General features: G+C 64.4%; 16 protein-coding genes, 1 tRNA gene and 1 pseudogene. 3 read left to right on the top strand and 15 right to left on the bottom strand.

Features of this window, described 5'->3' with window-relative positions; translation table 11 throughout:
- Positions 1-12: 12 nt before the first annotated feature.
- The 14 genes and pseudogenes from A9D12_RS14490 to A9D12_RS07380 all read right to left on the bottom strand — a co-directional run bounded on the left by A9D12_RS14490 (position 13) and on the right by A9D12_RS07380 (position 16,578).
- Positions 13-618: a hypothetical protein gene (locus tag A9D12_RS14490; protein WP_082925452.1), complete on the bottom strand. Its 606-nt coding sequence runs from the start codon at positions 616-618 to the stop codon at positions 13-15.
- A 108-nt stretch (positions 619-726) separates the two neighbouring features.
- On the bottom strand, positions 727-1,962 hold the full coding sequence (locus tag A9D12_RS14485; RefSeq protein ID WP_197489786.1) for a site-specific DNA-methyltransferase: 1,236 nt from the start codon (positions 1,960-1,962) through the stop codon (positions 727-729).
- Between the two features lie 11 nt (positions 1,963-1,973).
- Positions 1,974-2,381 carry a hypothetical protein gene (locus A9D12_RS07430; protein WP_068350713.1) on the bottom strand — a complete coding sequence of 136 codons (408 nt, stop codon included), beginning with the start codon at positions 2,379-2,381 and terminating at the stop codon, positions 1,974-1,976.
- Positions 2,381-3,145: a DUF4391 domain-containing protein gene (locus tag A9D12_RS07425; RefSeq protein WP_068350712.1), complete on the bottom strand. Its 765-nt coding sequence runs from the start codon at positions 3,143-3,145 to the stop codon at positions 2,381-2,383. Before A9D12_RS07425 ends, A9D12_RS07430 begins: the two co-directional genes overlap by 1 nt.
- A 5-nt stretch (positions 3,146-3,150) precedes the next feature.
- A complete protein-coding gene (locus A9D12_RS07420) occupies positions 3,151-6,294 on the bottom strand; it encodes a helicase-related protein (RefSeq protein WP_068350711.1) in 3,144 nt (1,047 codons plus the stop codon).
- A gap of 133 nt (positions 6,295-6,427) precedes the next feature.
- Complete coding sequence (locus A9D12_RS07415) at positions 6,428-8,350, bottom strand: site-specific integrase (protein WP_156522823.1); 1,923 nt, start codon at positions 8,348-8,350, stop codon at positions 6,428-6,430.
- Positions 8,351-8,395: 45 nt separating this feature from the next.
- Positions 8,396-8,500 (bottom strand): annotated as a pseudogene (locus tag A9D12_RS15195) (hypothetical protein); the annotation flags it as partial.
- 141 nt (positions 8,501-8,641) lie between these two features.
- Positions 8,642-8,715: transfer RNA gene (locus A9D12_RS07410), tRNA-Gly, on the bottom strand.
- Between the two features lie 184 nt (positions 8,716-8,899).
- A complete protein-coding gene (locus tag A9D12_RS07405; protein ID WP_068350709.1) occupies positions 8,900-9,586 on the bottom strand; it encodes a response regulator transcription factor in 687 nt (228 codons plus the stop codon).
- On the bottom strand, positions 9,579-12,218 hold the full coding sequence (locus A9D12_RS07400; protein ID WP_068350708.1) for a sensor histidine kinase: 2,640 nt from the start codon (positions 12,216-12,218) through the stop codon (positions 9,579-9,581). Before A9D12_RS07400 ends, A9D12_RS07405 begins: the two co-directional genes overlap by 8 nt.
- 8 nt (positions 12,219-12,226) lie before the next feature.
- Positions 12,227-12,784, bottom strand: coding sequence for a potassium-transporting ATPase subunit KdpC (gene kdpC, locus A9D12_RS07395; RefSeq protein WP_068350707.1), 558 nt, complete (start codon positions 12,782-12,784; stop codon positions 12,227-12,229).
- A gap of 15 nt (positions 12,785-12,799) precedes the next feature.
- A complete protein-coding gene (kdpA, locus tag A9D12_RS07390; RefSeq protein ID WP_197489785.1) occupies positions 12,800-14,458 on the bottom strand; it encodes a potassium-transporting ATPase subunit KdpA in 1,659 nt (552 codons plus the stop codon).
- 21 nt (positions 14,459-14,479) lie between these two features.
- Complete coding sequence (kdpB, locus tag A9D12_RS07385; RefSeq protein ID WP_068350706.1) at positions 14,480-16,489, bottom strand: potassium-transporting ATPase subunit KdpB; 2,010 nt, start codon at positions 16,487-16,489, stop codon at positions 14,480-14,482.
- Positions 16,489-16,578 carry a K(+)-transporting ATPase subunit F gene (locus A9D12_RS07380; protein ID WP_068350705.1) on the bottom strand — a complete coding sequence of 30 codons (90 nt, stop codon included), beginning with the start codon at positions 16,576-16,578 and terminating at the stop codon, positions 16,489-16,491. Before A9D12_RS07380 ends, kdpB begins: the two co-directional genes overlap by 1 nt.
- Positions 16,579-16,828: 250 nt before the next feature.
- Between A9D12_RS07380 and A9D12_RS07375 the strand changes: the two genes are divergently transcribed.
- The 3 genes from A9D12_RS07375 (at position 16,829) to A9D12_RS07365 (ending at position 19,156) form a co-directional block, all read left to right on the top strand.
- Entirely contained in the window at positions 16,829-17,677 is an 849-nt protein-coding gene (locus tag A9D12_RS07375) for a transporter (RefSeq protein WP_068353972.1), read from the top strand.
- A 100-nt stretch (positions 17,678-17,777) separates the two neighbouring features.
- The gene (locus tag A9D12_RS07370; RefSeq protein ID WP_068350704.1) at positions 17,778-18,326 is read left to right on the top strand and encodes a pseudouridine synthase; all 549 of its coding nucleotides are present in this window, start codon (positions 17,778-17,780) and stop codon (positions 18,324-18,326) included.
- Positions 18,323-19,156 (top strand): 23S rRNA (adenine(2030)-N(6))-methyltransferase RlmJ, encoded by an 834-nt coding sequence (locus tag A9D12_RS07365; RefSeq protein ID WP_068350703.1) that lies wholly within the window; start codon positions 18,323-18,325, stop codon positions 19,154-19,156. Before A9D12_RS07370 ends, A9D12_RS07365 begins: the two co-directional genes overlap by 4 nt.
- A 13-nt stretch (positions 19,157-19,169) precedes the next feature.
- Here A9D12_RS07365 and A9D12_RS07360 read toward each other — a convergent pair whose 3' ends face one another.
- Positions 19,170-20,141: a CorA family divalent cation transporter gene (locus A9D12_RS07360; protein WP_082925451.1), complete on the bottom strand. Its 972-nt coding sequence runs from the start codon at positions 20,139-20,141 to the stop codon at positions 19,170-19,172.
- Between the last annotated feature and the right edge of the window lie 83 nt (positions 20,142-20,224).

Genomic DNA, 20,224 nt, shown 5'->3' with positions numbered 1-20,224 from the left:
GCTGGCCACGCCCTAGATGCTCGCGATCTTGGCGATGCGGTCGCCGTGACGCTGGCGCAGGATTGCGGCGAGATTGGCCTTGGTGGCCGAACGGTTGTTCTCCGTGCCGAGGCCCACATCCTTGAAATAGAGGGTGGTCTGGGTCGGATCGAGTTCGTCGAGCCAATCGGCCATGCCCTGTCCCAGCGCTTCGACATCATCGGGGCCGATATTGCCGAGGCACACCATCAGCGCCCCGCCGCCGAGCGCGTGGACGGTCTGCCCGGCGATCGTGCGCCGTTCTTCGGGCATGATGAGATCGATCCCGGTCTTGAGCAGCAGCTCGACCAGCAGGTCGTGTTCGGTGCGGTCGGGCAGGACATTGTCGACCGCATCGAGGATGCTGGCTTCGAGATTGTCCGGATCGGGCTGCCACGGCTTCAGGTTGGACGTGGCGAGCTTGTAGACGCGGAAGCCGGTATCGACCTTCGCATCGGGATGCTCGGCGAGGATTTTCTGCCCGGCGCGGCGGAGGCGTTCTTTGGTCAGCTCGGCGATGTTCCTCGGACGGCGAATAGCATCCGCAAAATCAGCGGCCAGCCTTTGCGATTTGTTCGCTGGGTCAAGGACTTCAGGCAACTGCACAATAATTGACCGAGCAGAGTTGCCGGTTTCTCTATTGAAATCCATCAGCGCATGAGCCGTGGTGCCCGACCCTGCGAAGAAATCTAGAATGATGTCATCGCCTTAAACATCAGCGGTTTGAAAAATACGCTTGAGCAATCTTATCGGCTTCGGAGTTTGGAATACGTCACTCTCAAGAAGTCTCTTAACTTCTTTTTTTGCTTCATCGTTATGTCCAGTCTCTGTATGCGGCCACCATCCTGAAATAACCACTCCCTGCTTGGTTTCCGATAGGAACCGTTTGACGCGCGGAACCCCTTTACCATCCGAGCCAAACCAAATGCGGTTCTCGGAAATCATACGCTCGATTTGTTCTTGAGGATGGCGCCAGCTTGTTCCTATTGGCGGCCGATGTGATTTGCCTGTGGGTCCAATTATTTCAAACTGATCCCGCTCTCTATATTCATTACGTAAAAGATCGCCCGAAGTCCAGGGCCCGCGCGGGTCATTGTCGGGATTGTTGTAAAGAGCTTCTTGCTTCTCGCTGCGGGGTAGAAGGCCAGGACAAAATTGATCTGATTTTTGAAGCGCTATGATGTAGTCCTGCATTAGGGGAATGCCCTTCGAGTCTGCGGAAACACCATATTTTTTCTGCCACGCTATCGTGGCAAGGAAATTTTCTTCACCAAATATTTCTTTACCGATGGAAGTCAAATTACTTACTTCTTCATCGCCAATATTAATGAATATTACACCGTCATTTCTAAGAAGTTCTTTTGCAATCAGCAGCCTGGTGAACATCATGTTCAACCAATCCGTGTGGTAGCGGCCTGAAGAGTCGGCATTTGATGTCGCAACTCCACCCTCAATGGCCACTTGTCCTGTTTTCTCAAGGTAGTTTTGAAGCGGCCTCTTGTAGGAGTCGCTGTAAACGAAATCATTGCCAGTATTATACGGCGGATCGATGTAGATCAGCTTTACCTTGCCAGCATAGGACCGGCGCAGCAGCTTCAGCACCTCGAGGTTGTCGCCCTCGATCATCAGGTTCTGGGTTGTGTCCCAGTCCACGCTGTCCTCGGGCGCCGGGCGCAGGGTGCCGAGGCTCGGGGTCATGGCGAAGGCCCGCGCCCGGCGCTTGCCCTTCCAGTTCAGCCCGTAACGCTCCTCGCCTTCCTCCACCTCGTCGCCGAGCAGCTGGCGCAGCACATCGAAATCGACCTTCCCGTCGGTCACGATCTGCGGGAACAGCGCCTTCAGCCGCTCCACATTCTCCCGCACCAGATCCCCGCTCCCCGCAGCCTCGTCATCGCGGGTAATCTTGGGGATGGCGCGCTCGCCATCGGAAGTGGTGTCGTTCATTATCGGTCCCGTCATTTCTGGCCGCTCCGCTCTAGCGGCAGGCCGTATTCTTTCAACACGCCGTTCAGCTCGGCGAGCGCGCTGTCGATCTGCTTCTGGTAGCCGTCACGCAATTGCTCCAGACCCTTGATGTGCAGCCGAAGCTTGCCGATGCGGCGTTCGTCGGCAGCGGACAGCTCCCGCTTGGGCTTTGCCAGCACAGGCTGCGGGGCGTATCGGCGCCGGTGCGTCCGCTTTCCGGCAGGCTTGGCGGCCGCTGCGCCGCTGTGATCATGCTTGGCGGCCTTCGCACTGGCCTTCATGGCCTCACCGACTTCCGGCTTGGGCTTCTTCTTCTTTTTGGGTCGCGGTTTCCCGAACCATCCGGGCGTATGCGGGCCGATGATCGTGCCGCCACCAATATAGCCCCCTTTGCCCATCAATCCTCCAGTTGCTGCAAGATTTCATCGACTTGGCTGCGCAATTGCCGCACCTCCGCGCCCAATGCAATCTGCTTGGCGAGGGCCTTTTCGCGTTTGGCCGCCGCCCGTGCCGCCAACCATGCCGCCTCCGCCTCACGATAGCGGGCGAGCGCCTCGCGGCGGGCGGCGGGATCATCAACAAGGCGGAAAGGCTGGCCGGTCAGCCGCGCAATCTCCAGCGCCTCGGCCCGCTCGACCAGTCCATCATAGAGGAGCCGCAGGTTGAGGCGGGGGAGCGCTGGCACGGCGAGGCTGGCAATGAAAGCGGCGGTCGCCGGTTCTGCCGCATCGGTGCAGTCAGGGGCGACGACCAGCCGCTCGACCACCATCTTGTCGCCAATCCGCTCGGCCCGGCGCAGGGGCGCGAATGAAACGCGCGTGCCTGCACCGCCCGGCAAAGCGGTCAGCAGGATGATCGGCACGGGAATGGCGCGGTGAATGATTGTGAGCAGCCGCTGGGTCGGCTCGGCCCGCGCAGTGAGGGCGAGCAGCTGGATGGCGGGAACGGGCCGGTCGTCATCAGCGGCCGCCGCAACGCCGATGGTGGTGGGCGAAAGCGTGGCCCACCAGTCCAGCCGCTCGATTGCCTTGTCGATCAGCTTGCGGTCGGCTGCGTGCGCGGCACCGTGCTCGGCCAGAACGTCCTTCGGCAGACGCCGGGCCGGATCGCCCCCGGGCGGCAGGGCCAGAGCCTCGCGGATGGTGTGCGGCGTGATGGTCATGGGGGCTATCGGGGGGGCAGGATGGCGAGCCAGGTGATGACTTCCCAATCATCAAGCCCGCTTTCCCCGCCCGCGCCCTCAACGCCGCCGGTGGTGAACAGGCTTTCGACGGCGCGTTCCTCGGCCTTGCCAGTCACGCCCCGGATCGCGGCGGCGAGCAGGCTCTGGTATTTGTCCATGCGGCTGCCCTCACGGGTCTCGGCATCGAATTGCTCCCACGCCTTGGCCTGAACCTCGGCGGGCGTGCTGGACGCGAGCCGCAGCAGGTCGAGCATCCGCTTGGGCTGACTGGGAGGCAGGATCACGCGCTCGTCCTCGCCGATGTAGATAAGCGCATGGGGGTAGAGCGGATCGCCCTTGGCCAGCGCACGTTCGGCGTTCGGTGTGGCGGCGCGGAGCAGGAACAGGGCGCCGGCCGGGAAATCGTCGGACGCCGGGATGGGCGAATAGGTGCCGATCATGCGGCGGGCGATGGCCTCCCGCTCCTCGGGCGACAGGCGGGCGAGATCGAGCCGGAGGTCGTTGAGCGTCAGATCGGTGATGGAAACGCCGGAGGACAGATCCTCCAGATCGATCACCCGCTCCTGCAGCGATTCGAGCTGGCGGCGGCGATACTCGAGGTCGTTCATGGCATCGCCTGCCTGCGCCTCGATCAGGTTCTCCTCCCCCGTAGCCGACACGTCGAGCAGCATCATCTTGCCGGATACGCTGCGTTGGAGGCCGATGTAGCTGTCGAGGTCCATGTTCGGCCAGAAATTGACGAGCTGGATGACGCTGTTCGGCGACCCGAGCCGATCGACGCGGCCGAACCGCTGGACGATGCGAACGGGGTTCCAGTGGATGTCGTAATTCACCACGCAGTCGCAGTCCTGAAGGTTCTGGCCCTCGGAGATGCAGTCGGTGGCGATGACGAGGTCGATTTCCGGCTCCTGCGCGAGCGCTTCTGGCCGCGAACGCGATCGCGGGGAGAACGCGGTGAGGATCGAGGCAAGATCGGCGCGCAGCTTCGGGTGGGTGGTCTTGTTCCGGCCGGACCCGGTGACCAGCGCCATCGGCCGGGGATAGGTCTCGGCCAGCTGCGCATAGAGGTATTTGGCTGTGTCCGCGAAGGCGGTGAACACGAGCAGTTTGACGTTGCTGTCATTGTAGGGGGCGGAGAGCTTCCGGGCGATCAGCTGCTTCAGGTCGGCAAGCTTGGCGTCCTGTGCCGGGCCAACCTGCTGGGCCTGACGCAGAAGCCGCTGCAGGCGTTCGCGGTCCTCGGCCAGATCCTGCCGCCAGCGCACTAGGTCGGCATCGGACAGCAGGACGCGGATGTTCTTGCCGACCCCCAATTGCTCGAGGGTGGGATCATCTTCTTCAAGGTCATCGATCGATGGCGCATCGACGCTCTCGTCATGCGCATCGATACGCCGGATCAATTCGTCAACCGCGGTGAGCTGCCGCTCGATCGTGAGCGCAAAGGCATGGACGGAACTCTCCATGCGCTTGAGCAAATTAATCCGCATGAGGGCGACCAGGCTCTCTTCACGGTCGAGCTGGCGGAATACGCTGGCGCCCGAACCGGTCTGCTGGCTGTATCGCCGGTCATAGGCCTCGCGCCGATCCTCCATGACGTATCGCAGGGGTGCGAAGGCGGCCAGCTTGAGGCGCCTGATCTCGTTGTTCACTTCGCCTATCGGAGGAAAGGCGCGAGCAAGGTCCACGTCCGAGTAGATGTTCTGCGGCTGGAGCCGCTCCGGGAAGGTGCCGGTTTCGGTGGTGCCGTAGTATTTCTCGATATGCTTCCGGCTCCGCGCGATGGTCAGCAGGTCGAGCAGACGGAAATAGTCGAAGCCCAGCATCTCGAGCAGCTTTGCCGGTGTGCGGTGTGCCTCCGGCAATTCCTGCCACCGGTTGAACTGGCCTTGCGCGATACGCACCGTGCCGGCGATGCTCGGCACTCCATGGCCGGCGAGAGCCTGGTCGTTGGCCTCGGTCGCGAAGGCGATCTGGTTCTTGAGGTCATTGAGCCGGTTGTTGACCGGCGTCGCCGACAGCATGAGAACCTTGGTTTTGACACCGGCTTTCACCACGGCGTTGAGCAGCTTGTCGTAGCGGCTCTCGCGCTCGCCTTTCCCGGCAGGGCGGTTCCGGAAATTGTGGCTCTCGTCGATGACCACGAGGTCGTAATTGCCCCAGTTGATGTGGCTGAGATCCATTTCACCGGACTGTCCCTGCTCGCGGGATAGGTCAGTGTGGTTCAGGACATCGAACGAGAACCGGTCGCCGACGAGCATGTTGCGCACGTCGTTCTGCGTCCAGAGCGTCCAATTCTCGCGAAGGCGCTTCGGAGCCAGAACGAGCACGCGGGCGTTCCGCAGCTCGAAATACTTGATGACCGCCAGCGCCTCGAATGTCTTCCCGAGACCGACACTGTCAGCGAGAATGCACCCCCCAAAGCGTTGCAGCTTGTCGATGGCACCTATTACGCCATCACGCTGGAAGCGGTAGAGCTTCGACCAGATCGTCGTGTCGCGAATCCCTGTTGCCGGATCAACGATCCGGTTTTCATCGGTTCCCTCTTCCATCTCGGCGAAGAGGTGGAACAGGGCCTGTAGATAGATGCCATTCGGCTCGTGCTGGCTAGCGCCGTCGCTCATAGCCGCGCGCAGGAAAGACACGCCGTCCCCATCGGGATCTGCCTGTCGCCACAGGTCCCGGAACCACTGTCTCAGACCCTCGATCTCGTCAGCGCCATCCGCGGCCTGAACCAGTCCGAGCGCATCTTGCGGTGCAATGCCCAGCCCGCCGGTGGTCAGGGGACAGTTCCCTAGCAGCGCAACATCGCCGCCAATGACGAGCGATTGGGTGAGCGGTAGACGTGTCTGCCGGACCTGAGCCTCAGCGATAACGCGCGCCAAGTTGTTGCAGAGCGCCCTTGCTTCAAGGCGATTACGCCGCCCGCGATCATTGGCGGTTCCAACCAGGTTCGCAACTGGGTGGGTTGCTCCGATCAGCAATCTATCCAGTTTCCTTTGCCCCTTTACGTCGAAGACGGCAGCAGCTCCGAAGATGGACAAATCACTGGTCATCGCGTCGAGAGGGGCAGAACCGCCGACGAGCCAGTCGATAGGTCGGTTGCGGCCTGTGGTATCGATTACCCGCAAGAAGGACTCCAGTCTCAAACAGCCTCGAGATGCCGATCTTACGGCTAACGTCGATTGATCAGCATGATCATCAGGAGCGCCGCAAGGTCAAACGATTATTGTACATGGCTTTCTTGGCACGCGCCCGCGCCCGTCATTCGCAGAATTTACGCTGCGCGTCGCGACCAGGCGCCGATCCGACGCGGGAACGATGCCGGATGTGCAGCAGCTGCACTTTCTTTTGTCGCGGGATGTGCGCAGTCACGATCGGCATTTCGCGCACCATGATAACGAGCCGCTCACGCAGCTCTTTGACTTCACCGAGTGCCAGCGCCCTACGGTCATATTTTTTGGGCCCAGTGCCCTCACGCGCGTGCCCCATGTGCATGGCTAGAAGCTTGTCCGCGACGTCTGGAGCAGCGAGAACGCTTTGATTATAGGTCCGCTGCGAATGAAAGTCGGCCTTTTTTCCGTCACGCGTTTCCGGCAGCGGCATCACGCCATGAGTGGCGTCGGCGATGTAACGCCACGCGATAGCATAGAAGCGCCTGCCGCCGAACGACGGAACCTTCTCACCACCACCATGATACTTGGCATCGTCGCACCAAAGCTCCGGGAAAACGGGAGTGCACAACCCGGGCACGTGTTTTTGCTCCCTGGCGATCGCCTCGACATACCTCTGCAGGCCCAGCTCGAGAAGCTCGGGATGGAGAGGCATCACCCGCGCGCGCGAATTGTTCTTCAATCGGCGTAGCTCGTTCTTTTTCACCACCAGGTAGGGCACCTCGCAGTCGAAATTGAAGTCATCGACTTCAAGCCCAGCCCCTTCCTCGCGACAGAGGCCCGTGTAGGTCGCGATAAGGGGGAGCCAGTAGGCGGCGTCCATATAGATTATCGGTCGCTTGCTAGGCTTGAGACGCGCGATGTTTCCCCCACCGCCCTGCCAGAGCGGCAGCGAATACAGGACTTTCAGGTGCTTCGGCGTCCACGGCATGCGATCGGGATCTTCCTGATCGTCTACAACCGTGATGGTGTATGCAAGGAAGTCGACCTCGATATCCTTGCTGTATTTCAGGCGCCAGTGGGTCTTGGCCAGCCGCCTAGATACGTTCTGGAGGATGCTCAGGTCGCGATTGATGGTGCGAGCGTTTCGCTCTTTACCCTCGTTCGAAGGGATGTCTTTCTCGTCGAACGGCACTGCCATTGCTCCGCTCACGCCGAGCTTCCCCCATTTGAAATCATTGGGGAACTTGGCAACGGTCTTGGCGAAATACTTCGCGTCGGCCGCACTCCAATCCCGCAGCGGCTTGTCACCACAAATCCAGGCCGCACGTTCACATACCGCCTCACGCTGGCCGTTGTCTTTTGCCCACCCCTTTTCTTCAGCCAGCTCAGCCAGAACCTTGTGCATCACCTCGCTGAAACGCAGATCGCTCGGGAACGCGTAGATGCTCTCTGGCATCGGGTGATTTCCAGGTGAAATCGTTGCCGCAGCGGTCTCCGGCACCGGCGGAGAAGGAGCTTGGGGCTTATTATGCGCTGCGCAAGCCCGGCCGATGATGGCGTCATCCAGAAGGGCCATAACGCCTCGCCCTGACGCATTAACCTCCTCGCTGTCGAGGAACGTGGAGCGGCGATGTGCCTCGGCATATCCGTGCAATATCTGCGAACGCGCCTCTCGGATGGCTCCCTCATTCAATGGGCCGCCGAGTTGCTCTATGGCCTCTTTCGCCTCGTTCTGACTGACGCTCATCGGCGTCACGAGCAGTTTGAGCGTCTTCCAGAGCAGAAGGGTTTCTTCACCCGTCCACGTCTCGTCGGTTTCCGCTTCGATCGTCTCGAACTGGATCGTGGCAGCATCATGTGGCACGCGGGCAACGATACGATAGGCCGCCTCCATGATCCGGTGCAGCCCGGCGTGCGGCTGTGCGGAACCCATCGGAGCCCTCACATGCGCAGTTGCCCGCGCGAGTTCATCCTCCAGCCCCTTGCGAAAGAGGGCCTCCTGTTCGTGGATGGTCAGATGACCTCGCTCAAAATTCGGCGCCATTAACACGTTCAAATCGTCCCATTTCACGGCCAACCGCCGAACGAGGCGACGTGCCTCGACAGGGTCGGATGTGCCCAGCGCAATGCTTATAGGACGACTACATTTGTAGACGGAAGGTGGTCTCCGCCGAAAGTGGTATCGGGCTCCGCGGCGCACGAGATAGCTGTGCTGGCCCATGTCAGCGCACCAGCGGACCGAACGCGTTCGGCCGGAGGGCTCCCTCGCCCGGCCTGTGAGAAGCCGTGTGAGAAGCTATGGGTGAAGGTGAACGCATTACCGCCTCCGGATTGGCGGTTTTCTGCGGCTATTTCACGATTGTGGAGCGGGTGAAGGGAATCGAACCCTCGTCGTAAGCTTGGGAAGCTTCTGCTCTACCATTGAGCTACACCCGCATCGCGCAGAAAGGGGCGGGATGGATTTTCCCGCGCCGCGACGGTTTTTACCGTGTCCGCAACAAGCGCTCGCCCATTGCCACGACGACATGGGATTGGTCAACACAGGTTTGGCGAATTCCCTGTGGGCCGCGCAGGCAAGGCGCATCGGTGTCTGCGATCCTGATTTCGCTCCCCAACCGACCTAGCGGCCAGCAGCAAGCCGGTAGCCCACGCCCGGCTCGTTGACGATCAGCCGGGGGGTGGCGGGATCGACTTCGAGCTTTCGCCTGAGCGCGCGCACGGCGACGCGCAGGTAGTTGAGATCGTGGCGGTGGGCCGGGCCCCAGACCGTCTCCAGCAGCCGTTCGTGCGTGACCACGCGCCCCGGCTTGTCGGCGAGCGTCCAGAGCAGGTCGAATTCGCGCGGGGTCAGTTCGGCAAGGCTCCCGCGCACCGTCACCGTGTGCGTTTCGCGGTCGATGTGCCCGTCCGCGAAATCCCGCGATGCACTGGCGGCGAGCGGCCCGGCCTTGCGCCGCAACGCCGAACGGATGCGCGCCAGCAGTTCCTCGCTGTCGAACGGCTTGGTAACGAAATCATCGGCACCAAGGTCGAGCGCGGTGACCTTTTCCTCCGTGGCATCGCGCGCAGTGAGAACGATCACCGACAGCCCCAGTGCGGCAAGTTGGGGCACGACTTCTAGCCCATCGCGATCGGGCAAACCGAGATCGAGCAGCACGACGAGCGGCGCGGGCACAGCCTGCGCGAGGCGCAAGGCATCGGCGGCGGTCGCCGCTTCGGCATGGGTGATGGCCGCACGGTCGAGCGCGCCGACTAGCAGGCGGCGGATCGCGGGCTCGTCATCGACGATGAGAACGTCCTTACGCATCTTCGGGCCTCCGTGCCGCGGAACCGAGCGGCAGGGCAATGGCAAAAGCCGCGCCGCCCCCTTCGCGGTTGCCCGCGTCGATCGTTCCGCCGAGCGCCTCGACGAGGTTCTTGGCAATCCAAAGGCCGAGGCCCGAACCGCCCACCCGGTCGCTGCCTTCGAGGCGTTTGAACCGCTCGAACAGCGCCCGGTGATCGGCCGGCAGACCCGGTCCGCGGTCGAGCACGCGGCAGATCGCGCGGTCTTCCTCGCAGGCGATCACCACTTCGACCCGGTCCCGTTCCGACGAGAACTTGAGCGCGTTGTCGATCACATTGATCAGCGCATGACGCAGCAGCACGGGATCGGTCGCAATCAGCGGGCAGTCAGGATCGACGCGGGTGACGACCCTGCTGCTGCTATCGGTCTGGCGCAGGTCGCGCAGCACCGCGGCGACGATGTCGGTGAGGTCGACGGTTTCGGGACGGGGTTCGATGCCACCATCCTCGATCCGCGAGGCTTCGAGCAGATCGCCGAGAAACCGCTGGAGCCGGCGGGCCTCGCTGCGCGCGATGCGCACTTCCTCGCCGTAATCGCCATGATCGGGGATGACCTCGGTCGCGGCGATCACCGCCGTCAGCGGCGTCTTCAGATCATGCGCGATGCTGCCGAGCAACGCCCCGCGCAGCCGGTCACGTTCGCGCAGCGTGCCGACCTGCCGCGCGTCCTCCTCCAGCACCAGCCGTTCGTGAGCGAGCGCGGTCTGATCGATCAGCGAGGCCAGCAGCGTCGCATCGTCGGCGCGGATCACCCTCCCCCGTGCGCTGCGAGCCAGACCCAGCGCGCCCATCAGGCCGAGCGAGGTCTGCAAAGGATGGAACTGCCAGTCGGAGGCATTGAGCGTGCCGGTGTCGCGCCCCGCGGGAACGGCCTGTTCGAGCGTCCAGCGCGCGGCGGCATCGCTGACCGTGTCCAGCACGGTGTAATTGTCGTTGCCGCGCAGGACGAGCCGATCGCCTTCGCGCGTGACGATCACCGCTTCGACATCGAGCAGCGCGCCGATCTCGCGGCAGGCAACGCGCGCGGTTTCATCGCGATCCGAAATCCCGCCGAGCAGGCCGGCATACCGCGCCAGCGAGCCATTGAGCCGCGCCACCCCGGCGCTGGTTTCCGCCTGCCGCCGGACGCGGCTGGCCAGCGCGCCGATGACCGTCGCCACCAGTGCCAGCAGGACAAAAGTCACAACGTTGGCGCTGTCGCTGATGAGAAGGCTGAAGCGGGGGGCGGTGAAGAAGTAATTGTAGGCAAGCGCAGCCCAAAGTGCCGCCCAAAGGCCCGCCGAAGTCCGCAGGAGGCCGGCCGCCGCGACCACGGGCACCAGCAACGCCATGTCGATCACGGGGGCGGGCACCAGACCTTCGAAGACCCACAGCAGCGCGACCGCTAGCGCGACCGGCAACAGCGCCAAGAGGGGCGCCTGCCACGGATTGGCCTCGCCGGTTTGGGCAGGCTTGTCGTCGGCCTCGTCGAGCGGGATCACATGCACCGCTGCACCGCGCGCCTTGCGGATCACGTCCTGCGCGACCGACCCGTGACGCCATTCGAACCAGCGGCTGCGGCGGCTCTTGCCGATCACGATCTGGCTGGCTCGCAGATTGCGCGCCTCGTCCACCAGCGCCTGCGCGACATCGGTCGCCGCCACGGTCAGCAGCGATGCCCCGAGCGAGGATGCCAGCGCCAAGTTCTCAGCCAGCTGCTCGCGCTGCCGCCCGGCGATGCTGCGCGCGCTGCCGCTTTCGACCACCACTGCGGTCCAGGGGGCATGGGCAAGATCGGCAAGCCGCTTGGCATGGCGCACCACCTGCGCCCCGCCCTTGCCCGTGCTGATCGCCACCAGCAGCCGTTCGCCTACGGCAAAGTCGCCGTCGGCCCCGCTCAGTTCGAGCTCGTCGCGCAGGTGGCGATCGACCGATCCGGCGGCAAAGCGCAGCGCCAGTTCGCGCAAGGCTGCAAGTTTGGGAAGCGTGAAGAAGTTCGCCAGCGCGCGGTCGGCGGTCTCGGGCAGGTAGACCTTGCCTGCCATCAGCCGCGCGATCAGCGCGTCGGGTGGAAGATCGACGAGAATGATCTCGGCAGCCGCGAGGATGCTGTCGGGCACCGTTTCATGCACCCGCACATGCGTAAAGCCGGCGATGACATCGTTGAGGCTTTCGATGTGCTGGATGTTGAGCGTGGTCGCCACGTCGATCCCGGAAACCAGCAGTTCGGCGACATCCTGCCAGCGTTTCGGATGGCGGCTGCCCGGCGCATTGCTGTGCGCAAGCTCGTCGACCAGAATGAGGCCGGGCCTTCGATCGAGCGCGGTGTCGATGTCGAATTCTTCGAGAACATGGCCTTCGTAGGCGATGCTCTTGCGCGCCATCACTTCGAACGGTTCGAGCAGCGCGGCGGTTTCGCTGCGCCCGTGGGTTTCGGCGATGCCGACCACCACGTCGGTGCCCTCGGCCCGCTTGCGCGCGGCTTCCTGTAGCATCCGGTAAGTCTTGCCGACCCCCGGTGCCATGCCGAGATAGACCGTCAGCTTCCCGCGCTCGCCGCGCTGGGCCAGCCGCAGGAAGCGATCGGCATTGGTGGCAGGGCGCGGGTCGATCATGCTGCCCTCTACCGTTCCAGCCGGTCCAGCGCCAGATTGAGCGCGAGGACATTGACGATCTTCTCAGGCGCGAGCGGGCCGGCGGTGCGGACGGCCTGTGTTTCAACCAGCCGGCTTACCGCACCCCGGGAAAGGCCGCGCGCGGCGGCCACCCGCTCGACCTGGTAACGCGCGCCGGCCAGCGTGATGTGGGGATCCAGCCCGCCGCCCGAGGCTGCCACCAGATCGGCGGGGATGGGATTGGCTGCGGTCGCACCGCCATAGGCTGCGATCGTTTCGCGTGCCCTTGCGGTCAGATCGGGGCTGGTCGGCGACTTGTTGCTGCCGGCCGCGCCCATCGCATTGTAATCGGGCGCGGACGGCCGTGGCCAGAAATAACCCGCGCTGGTAAACTTCTGCGCGACCAGCGCGCTGCCGACCGGGGTGGTGCCGGACATGATGATCGAACCATTGGCGCTGAAGGGCGCAAGGCTTTGCGCAAAGCCGAGGATCAGCGCCGTATAGAGCACGACGCAGACGAGGAAGGTGACCAGCCACAGCCGGATCGAAGGAAGGATGTATCGCATCGCAAGGGTGCTCCTTTAACGCATCAGCTGCACATGCTCGGCAATCGGGCCAAGCGCGGCGGCGGGGAAGAAAGTCAGCGCGCCGAAAATCAGGATGACGATGAACAGCATCACCCCAAAGGTCGGCCCTTCGACGCTGAGCGTGCCTGCACTTTCGGCGCTGCGACGCTTGGCCATCAGCGACCCGGCAATTGCGAGCGGCACGATGATCGGCAGGAAGCGCGCGATCAGCATGACGATGCCGGTGGCAATGTTCCAGGCCGGGGTGTTGTCACCCAACCCTTCGAACCCAGAACCGTTGTTGGCGGCCGCAGAGCTGAATTCGTAGAGAATCTCGGAAAAGCCGTGTGCGCCGGTGTTGTTGAGGGTGTCCGTCCCCCACGGGGTCGCGGCGAACAGCGCGGTGCCGCCAAGGATCAGCAGCGGGTGGCTGATCAGCGCGAGCACGACCAGCCGCATCTCGCGCCCCTCGATCCTGTGCCCGAGATATTCGGGCGTGCGGCCCACCATCATGCCCGCCACGAATACCGCAAGCGCGATGTAGAGGAACATGTTGATCATCCCGACGCCCGCGCCGCCGAACGTCTCGTTGAGCCACATCCCCGCCATCGGCACGAGCCCGGTGAGCGGGTTGAGACTGTCGTGCATCGCGCCGACCGAACCATTGCTGGTGGCGGTGGTCAGCACGGCCCAGAGCGGTCCGGTGATCGCGCCCAGACGCAGTTCCTTGCCTTCGAGATTGCCGATGTCCTGCTGGACCGGAAGGTCGGCAAAGGCCATGGTCGGCGCGCTTTCGAAGGTGACCGCGGCGGTCAGCTTGATCGCCAGCAGCCCGGCCATCACCGCGAAGATTACGGCCGCGTGGCGGGGACGGCCGATCATCCGGCCGAACATCCAGACACAGGCCATCGGCACGAGGATCAGCGAGGCCATCTCGACGAGGTTCGACCAGAAAGAGGGGTTTTCGAGCGGATGGGTGGAGTTCGGCCCGAAGAAGCCGCCGCCGTTGGTGCCAAGCTGCTTGATCGCGACGAAAGCGGCGACCGGCCCACGCGCGATGGTTTGCGCCGCGCCTTCCAGCGTCGTCACCTGCGCAGCGCCCTCGAGCGTCATCGGCACACCTGACAATGCCAGCCAGGCCGCCACGATGATCGCCAGCGGCAGCAGGATCAGGAAGCTCGCCCGCTGCACGTCGAGAAAGAAGTTCCCCATGCTGGCCTGTCCACCGATCCCCCGCGCCAGCGCGGCAAGCGCGGCAATCCCGGTCGCGGCAGAGACGAATTGCAGCCACATCAGCCCGCCAAGCTGGGCAAGGTAGCTAAATGTGCTCTCGCCCGAATAGTGCTGGAGGTTGGTGTTGGTGACGAAGCTCGCCGCCGTGTTGAAGATCAGGTGGAGGCTCGTTGCACCCTGCCCATCGGGATTGAGCGGCAGCAGGTGCTGGGTCGCCAGCAGTGCGAAGACGAAGGCGAACATCACCACGTTGAAGGCGGCCAGCGCGAGCGCATAGGACTTCCAGTCCTGCTCTCCCGCGCCTCCGGAGGCGGCGGTGAACAGCCGGTCGGCAGCAGCGAAGCGGCCCGAAAATAGCGCGGCCATGTATTTGCCGAGCGGCCAGGACAACAGCGCCGTGCCCCCGACGACGATGGTGATGGTGAGAATGCTGGAAAGCATGAAATTAAGTCCTTTCGCGGCTTACGCGAGGCCGAGGCCGGCGACGGCGAGATCGATGAGCTTGATGCCGATGAAGGGTGCGATCACGCCGCCAAGCCCGTAGATTGCAAGGTTGCGCAGCAACTGGCTGGCTGCGGGCATCGGGCGATAGGCGACGCCCTTCAGCGCCAGCGGCACCAGCACCGGGATGATCAGCGCGTTGAAGATGATCGCCGAAAGGATCGCGCTGTTCGGGCTTGCCAGCCCCATGACGTTGAGCGCGCCGAGCCCGGGATAGAGCACCACGAAGATCGCCGGCAGGATCGCGAAATACTTCGCGACATCGTTGGCGATCGAGAAGGTGGTCAACGCCCCGCGCGTCATCAGCAATTGCTTGCCGATGCCGACCACCTCGATAAGCTTGGTCGGATCGCTGTCGAGATCGACCATGTTGCCCGCCTCGCGCGCGGCCTGGGTGCCGGTGTTCATCGCAACGCCAACGTCCGACTGCGCGAGCGCGGGGGCATCGTTGGTGCCGTCGCCGCACATCGCGACGAGCTTGCCCTCGGCCTGTTCCTTGCGGATGTAGGCAAGCTTGTCTTCGGGCGTGGCTTCGGCGAGAAAATCGTCGACCCCGGCTTCGGCTGCGATCGCGGCGGCGGTCAATGGGTTGTCGCCGGTGATCATCACCGTGCGGATACCCATCCGGCGCAGCTCGACGAACCTTTCTCGGATGCCCGCCTTGACGATGTCTTTCAGATGCACCGCGCCGAGCAGCCGCCCGTTTTCGGTCACCGCCAGCGGCGTGCCGCCGGCCTGCGCGATGCGGTCGGTGATCTGGCGCAGTTCGCTTACCGCGCCATCGGGAAACGCCCCGAGCCGGAGCACGGCATCGACCGCACCCTTGCGGATGCTGCGACCCTGCTGGTCGATGCCGCTCACGCGGGTCTGGGCGGTGAAGCCCACCACCTCGGCATCCGCCGCAAGCGGATCGCCCGCGCCCGCCAGCATCACGATGGAGCGCCCCTCGGGCGTTTCGTCCGCAAGGCTGGCGAGGCGGGCGGCTGAAATCAGATCGCTTTCGGCAACCCCGGTCAGTGCCACAAACTCGCTCGCCTGCCGGTCGCCGATGGTAATCGTGCCGGTCTTGTCGAGCAGCAGCGTGCCAATGTCGCCCGCAGCCTCGACCGCGCGGCCCGATTTGGCGAGCACGTTGAAGCGGATCAACCGGTCCATCCCGGCAATGCCGATGGCAGACAGCAGCCCCGATATCGTGGTCGGGATCAGCGCCACGAACAGCGCGATCAGCACCGGCACGGCAATGCTGCCGCCCGCATAGACGGCAAAGGCGGGAAGCGTGCCGACCGCGATCAGGAACACCAGCGTCAGTCCCGTCAGCAGCACTGTCAGCGCGATCTCGTTGGGGGTCTTCTGGCGGCTCGCCCCCTCGACCAGCGCGATCATGCGGTCGAGGAAGCCGCTACCGGGCTCGGCCGTCACCTTGATGTGGAGCTGATCCGAAATCACCGTGGTCCCCGCCGTCACCGCCGAACGGTCGCCGCCAGCCTCGCGGATGACTGGCGCGCTTTCGCCGGTGATCGCGGCCTCGTTGACCGAGGCGACCCCGGAGACGACCTCGCCATCGGCGGGGATCTGCTGGCCAGCGACAACGACGACCACGTCGCCGCGCTTCAGCTGCGTTGCTGGGATTTCCTCGGCCGTCCCGCCCTTGCCGATACGCAAAGCGACAAGCTGGTCCTTCGTCGCCCTGAGCGAAGCGGCCTGCGCCTTGCCGCGCCCTTCGGCCAGCGCCTCGGCGAAGTTGCCGAACAATACGGTGACCCACAACCAGATCACCAGCTGCCCCTCGAACAGCAGGTCGCCCGTGCCCGTCGCCAGGTGGTGGAACAGGATCAGCGTCGCCGCCGCGGCGACCACGGCGGTCGCGAACATCACGGGGTTGCGGGCCAGCGTCCGCGGATCGAGCTTGACGAAGGCGTCACGCGCCGCGGGCGCCATCAGCGCGGGGTCGAACATACCGGAACGCGCCATCAGAACCGCTCCGGCCGCAAGAGGGCGAATGTCAGGTAAGCCAGCAGGCCAAGCGCCACCAGCGCGGCCAGAAGTAGATCGAAGGTCATGGGGACTCCCAATGCGCAGTCACAACGGGCTGCCGATGCCGCCGATCCGCGTGAAATATCGCCGCTCCAAACGGGCCTTGCGCATTAAATCTGCGTGAAATGCGCGCGCCGCTGCGGGCCAGCCGGGTGCCGCTTCACGCAGATTTCACGGCCCGCGCCGCTTTTCCGCATCGCGATTTCACGGCGCCCGGGACCATTGGCGTCGCTTCGGCGGCATCGAGATCGCCGCAATTTCTTAAGGGTCTGAATGATGAGAAAATCGAACCTGACGCTCACCGCAACCGCGCTGACGGCCTGCCTCGCGGCGGCGATGCCGGTCGCCGCAGAGGACGCGCAAGTGGCGGTCGGGGAGGACATGGCCGCATCCGGCCCCGGCCCGATCTGCACCGATCGCCCGGCCAAAGGCAACGCCGTATGCACCGTTCCCGAAGGCATGGTGCAGGTCGAGGCCGATCTGTTCAGCTGGACCCGGATCGCCGCTGGCGCGGCTGGGCGAACCGATGTGCTGCTTTATACCAATCCGACGCTCAAATATGGTCTTGGCCCCGACAGCGACATCCAGCTGAACCTCGCACCGCTGGTCGAGGTTCGCACCCGTGCGGGCGGGCAGACCGTCAGCCAGACCGGGGTGGGCGATCTGACGGTGCGTTTCAAGCAGCGCCTGACCGGCCCGGAAAGCGCGGTGCAGGCCGCCCTGCTGCCCTTCGTCAAGGCCCCCACCGCCGCGACCGGGATCGGCAATGGCGCGTGGGAGGGCGGCCTGATCGTGCCGGTGCAGATGCCGGTCGGCAAGGCCACGCTGACGCTCGTGCCGCAACTGAATCTGCTCGCCGATGTCCTCGCGCCGGACGATCGCCATCCGGAGTTCCAGGGCGTGGTCAACCTTGCCCACCCGATCGCGCCGCGCACCACGATCGCGGCCGAATTGTGGACATCGCAGAACTGGGACCCCGCCGGAACCGTGCGCCAGTATTCTGCCGACGCCGCCTTGGCCTATCTGCTGACGGACGAGCTCCAGCTCGATGTCGGGGGCAATTTCGGCCTTAATCAGGCGACCCCCGATGTGCAGATCTACGCCGGGATCTCGGCGCGGTTCTGACGGCATGATCCTTGGAGGGGTGCGGCCGCTGCCCCCTGTCCGGGCGCGCCATCGCACATCACGGGCAGACACGAACGCCATCGCGCGATATGGGCGCGCGATGGCCCGGCTGCTTCTGTTCAACAAACCTTTCGGCGTGCTGTCGCAGTTCACCGATCGCGGATCGCCGACCACGCGCGCGACGCTGTCGGATTTCATCACTGCCAAGGGCGTCTATCCCGCCGGACGGCTCGACCGTGACAGCGAGGGTCTGCTGCTGCTGACCGACGATGGCCGGCTTCAGGCGCGCATTTCCGAGCCGCGTTTCAAGCTGCCCAAGACCTATCTGGTGCAGGTCGAAGGCACGCCCGATGACGCTGCGCTTACGCAGTTGCGCCAAGGTGTCGCGCTCAACGATGGAATGACGCTGCCTGCTGAAGCGTTGCGGATCGACGCGCCCGATCTGTGGCTGCGCGATCCGCCGATCCGCGTGCGCAAATCGGTGCCCGACGCGTGGATCAGCCTGACCATCCGCGAAGGGCGCAACCGGCAGGTGCGGCGGATGACCGCCGCGGTCGGCTTGCCGACCTTGCGGCTGGTGCGCTGGTCGATCGGCGACTGGACGCTGGAGGGGCTGGCCCCGGGAACCTTCATGGAAATCGCCGTATGAACTATCGCCATTCGTTCCACGCGGGCAACAGCGCCGATGTGGTCAAGCACGCGGTGCTGATCGCGCTGGTCAAGGCGCTCCAGCGCAAACCCTCGGCGCTGACGCTGATCGATACCCACGCGGGCTGCGGATTGTACGATCTGGGCGGGCCGGACGCGCTGCGCACCGGCGAGGCGGCGCAGGGCGTGCTGCGCGCCCTGGCCGATGCCGACCCCCTGCTCGGCGATTACCGCGCGGCGGTTGCGAGCGTCAATGAAGGCCCGGAGGAACTGCGGCTCTATCCGGGCAGCCCGCGCATCCTGGCGCAGCTTTTGCGCGAACAGGACGTGCTGATCCTCAACGAAAAGCACCCCGAGGATGCGCAGGCGCTGCGCCGGGCGATGCGCGGGAGCAATGCTGCGGTGCATGAACGCGACGCCTATGAGCTGTGGCTTGCGATGCTGCCGACGCGCACCCCGCGCGGGGTAGTAGTGGTCGACCCGCCTTACGAGCAGACCGACGAACGCGCGCGGATTACTGCAACCCTTGCCGCCGCGCAGCGCAAATGGTCGCACGGCGTAACCGTGATCTGGTATCCGCTGAAAGACCGCGCCGCGCACCAGCGCTGGAAGGACAAGCTGCGCCAGCTTGGCATCCCCAAGTTCCTGAATATCGAACACTGGCTTTACGATGCCGATCAGCCGGGGATCTACAACGGCGCGGGGCTGTTCGTCGTCAACCCGCCCTATGCCTTTGCCCAGGGCCTGCCGCCGCTGCTCGAAGCCTTGCGCACCGCGCTGGCACCCGAAGGGCACCGCGGGACGATGACCGCCGCATGGCTGAACCCCTGACCGGCTCAGCGCGCTAGTCGCTCAGCCAGTGGCGCACGCTGAACCACGCCAGAACCGCCGCGCCGATTACCGCGCAGAATGCGACCACGCCCCAGAACGCCTGCGGGTGATCGGCAAAGGGAATGCCCTGCACATTCATTCCCAAGAGGCCGGTGACAAAGGTCAGCGGCAGGAAGATGAAGGCGGTCACCGCGATGCCCAGGCTGCGCTGATCGATCATTTCGGCGCGCAGATCGGTCAATTGTTCGTGGAGCAGCGCGGCGCGTTCGCGCACCGCCTCCAGTTCCTCGGCCATCCGCGCAAACCGGTCCGCCGCTTCGCGCAGGTGCAGGCGGTCGTCCTTGCTGATCCAGGCGAATTCGAGCTGCGCCATCTGGCCCAGCGCATCGCGATCGGGCGCGACGAACCGGCGCAGCACGATCGCCTGACTGCGGATCCATGCGATATTCCGGCGCAGTTCATAGATGTTGCCCCCGTCGAGCATGCCTTCGCAATCGTCGAGCTGGTCACCCAGATCGGCAACCTTGGGATCGAGCTCGACCGAAATCGCATGCGCCAGCGCGGCAACGAAATCGCCTCCGTCGACGATCCTTCCGCTGCGCGCCGCGGCCTCGACTTTGCCCAGCGCCGCCATGCTGTGACGGCTGACCGAGGTGACCCGGTGGTTTTCGACCCACACCCGGATCGAAACCAGCCCGTCGCTGTCTTGCATGGTGTCGGCGGCCGTGCCGCGCAGGTTGATCAGCACGCCGGCATCGACCGCATCGCAGCGCGGGCGCGTCTCGCTTGCGACCAACGCATTGGCCGCCATGTGCGGCACGTAATCGGGAACGTCCATCTCCTGCCGCTTGCCCGCGCCATCGACATGCAGCCAGACGAACCCAGGCCCGGCAAAGTCCGCGACGGTTTCGGGGCCGATTTCAGTGACGGTGCCGGCATCGACCAGCAAGGCGCGCACGGCGAGCGGGTGGGTTTGATCGTCCATCGGTGCAGGTGTTAGCCGCGCGCGCGCCGGTGCGGCAAGCCGCGGGACATGCATATCCGCGTTGCACGATGCAGCCGTTGGCA

The sequence above is a fragment of the Erythrobacter neustonensis genome (assembly GCF_001663175.1).
In the GTDB taxonomy this organism is placed as follows: Bacteria; Pseudomonadota; Alphaproteobacteria; order Sphingomonadales; family Sphingomonadaceae; genus Erythrobacter; species Erythrobacter neustonensis.
The sequence above is the reverse complement of the archived record's forward strand: the minus strand, read 5'-3'. Positions and strand labels throughout refer to the sequence as shown.

What these genes read in the sequence shown, in the direction of transcription:
- kdpC (WP_068350707.1), bottom strand. Translation starts at nt 12,784, where the DNA reads ATGCGATACATCCTTCCTTCGATCCGGCTGTGGCTGGTCACCTTCCTC.
- kdpA (WP_197489785.1), bottom strand. Translation starts at nt 14,458, where the DNA reads ATGCTTTCCAGCATTCTCACCATCACCATCGTCGTCGGGGGCACGGCG.
- A9D12_RS07370 (WP_068350704.1), top strand. Translation starts at nt 17,778, where the DNA reads ATGGCCCGGCTGCTTCTGTTCAACAAACCTTTCGGCGTGCTGTCGCAG.
- A9D12_RS07430 (WP_068350713.1), bottom strand. Translation starts at nt 2,381, where the DNA reads ATGGGCAAAGGGGGCTATATTGGTGGCGGCACGATCATCGGCCCGCAT.
- A9D12_RS07400 (WP_068350708.1), bottom strand. Translation starts at nt 12,218, where the DNA reads ATGATCGACCCGCGCCCTGCCACCAATGCCGATCGCTTCCTGCGGCTG.
- A9D12_RS07365 (WP_068350703.1), top strand. Translation starts at nt 18,323, where the DNA reads ATGAACTATCGCCATTCGTTCCACGCGGGCAACAGCGCCGATGTGGTC.
- A9D12_RS07380 (WP_068350705.1), bottom strand. Translation starts at nt 16,578, where the DNA reads ATGACCTTCGATCTACTTCTGGCCGCGCTGGTGGCGCTTGGCCTGCTG.
- A9D12_RS07375 (WP_068353972.1), top strand. Translation starts at nt 16,829, where the DNA reads ATGAGAAAATCGAACCTGACGCTCACCGCAACCGCGCTGACGGCCTGC.
- A9D12_RS07405 (WP_068350709.1), bottom strand. Translation starts at nt 9,586, where the DNA reads ATGCGTAAGGACGTTCTCATCGTCGATGACGAGCCCGCGATCCGCCGC.
- kdpB (WP_068350706.1), bottom strand. Translation starts at nt 16,489, where the DNA reads ATGGCGCGTTCCGGTATGTTCGACCCCGCGCTGATGGCGCCCGCGGCG.
- A9D12_RS07360 (WP_082925451.1), bottom strand. Translation starts at nt 20,141, where the DNA reads ATGGACGATCAAACCCACCCGCTCGCCGTGCGCGCCTTGCTGGTCGAT.
- A9D12_RS14485 (WP_197489786.1), bottom strand. Translation starts at nt 1,962, where the DNA reads ATGAACGACACCACTTCCGATGGCGAGCGCGCCATCCCCAAGATTACC.
- A9D12_RS07425 (WP_068350712.1), bottom strand. Translation starts at nt 3,145, where the DNA reads ATGACCATCACGCCGCACACCATCCGCGAGGCTCTGGCCCTGCCGCCC.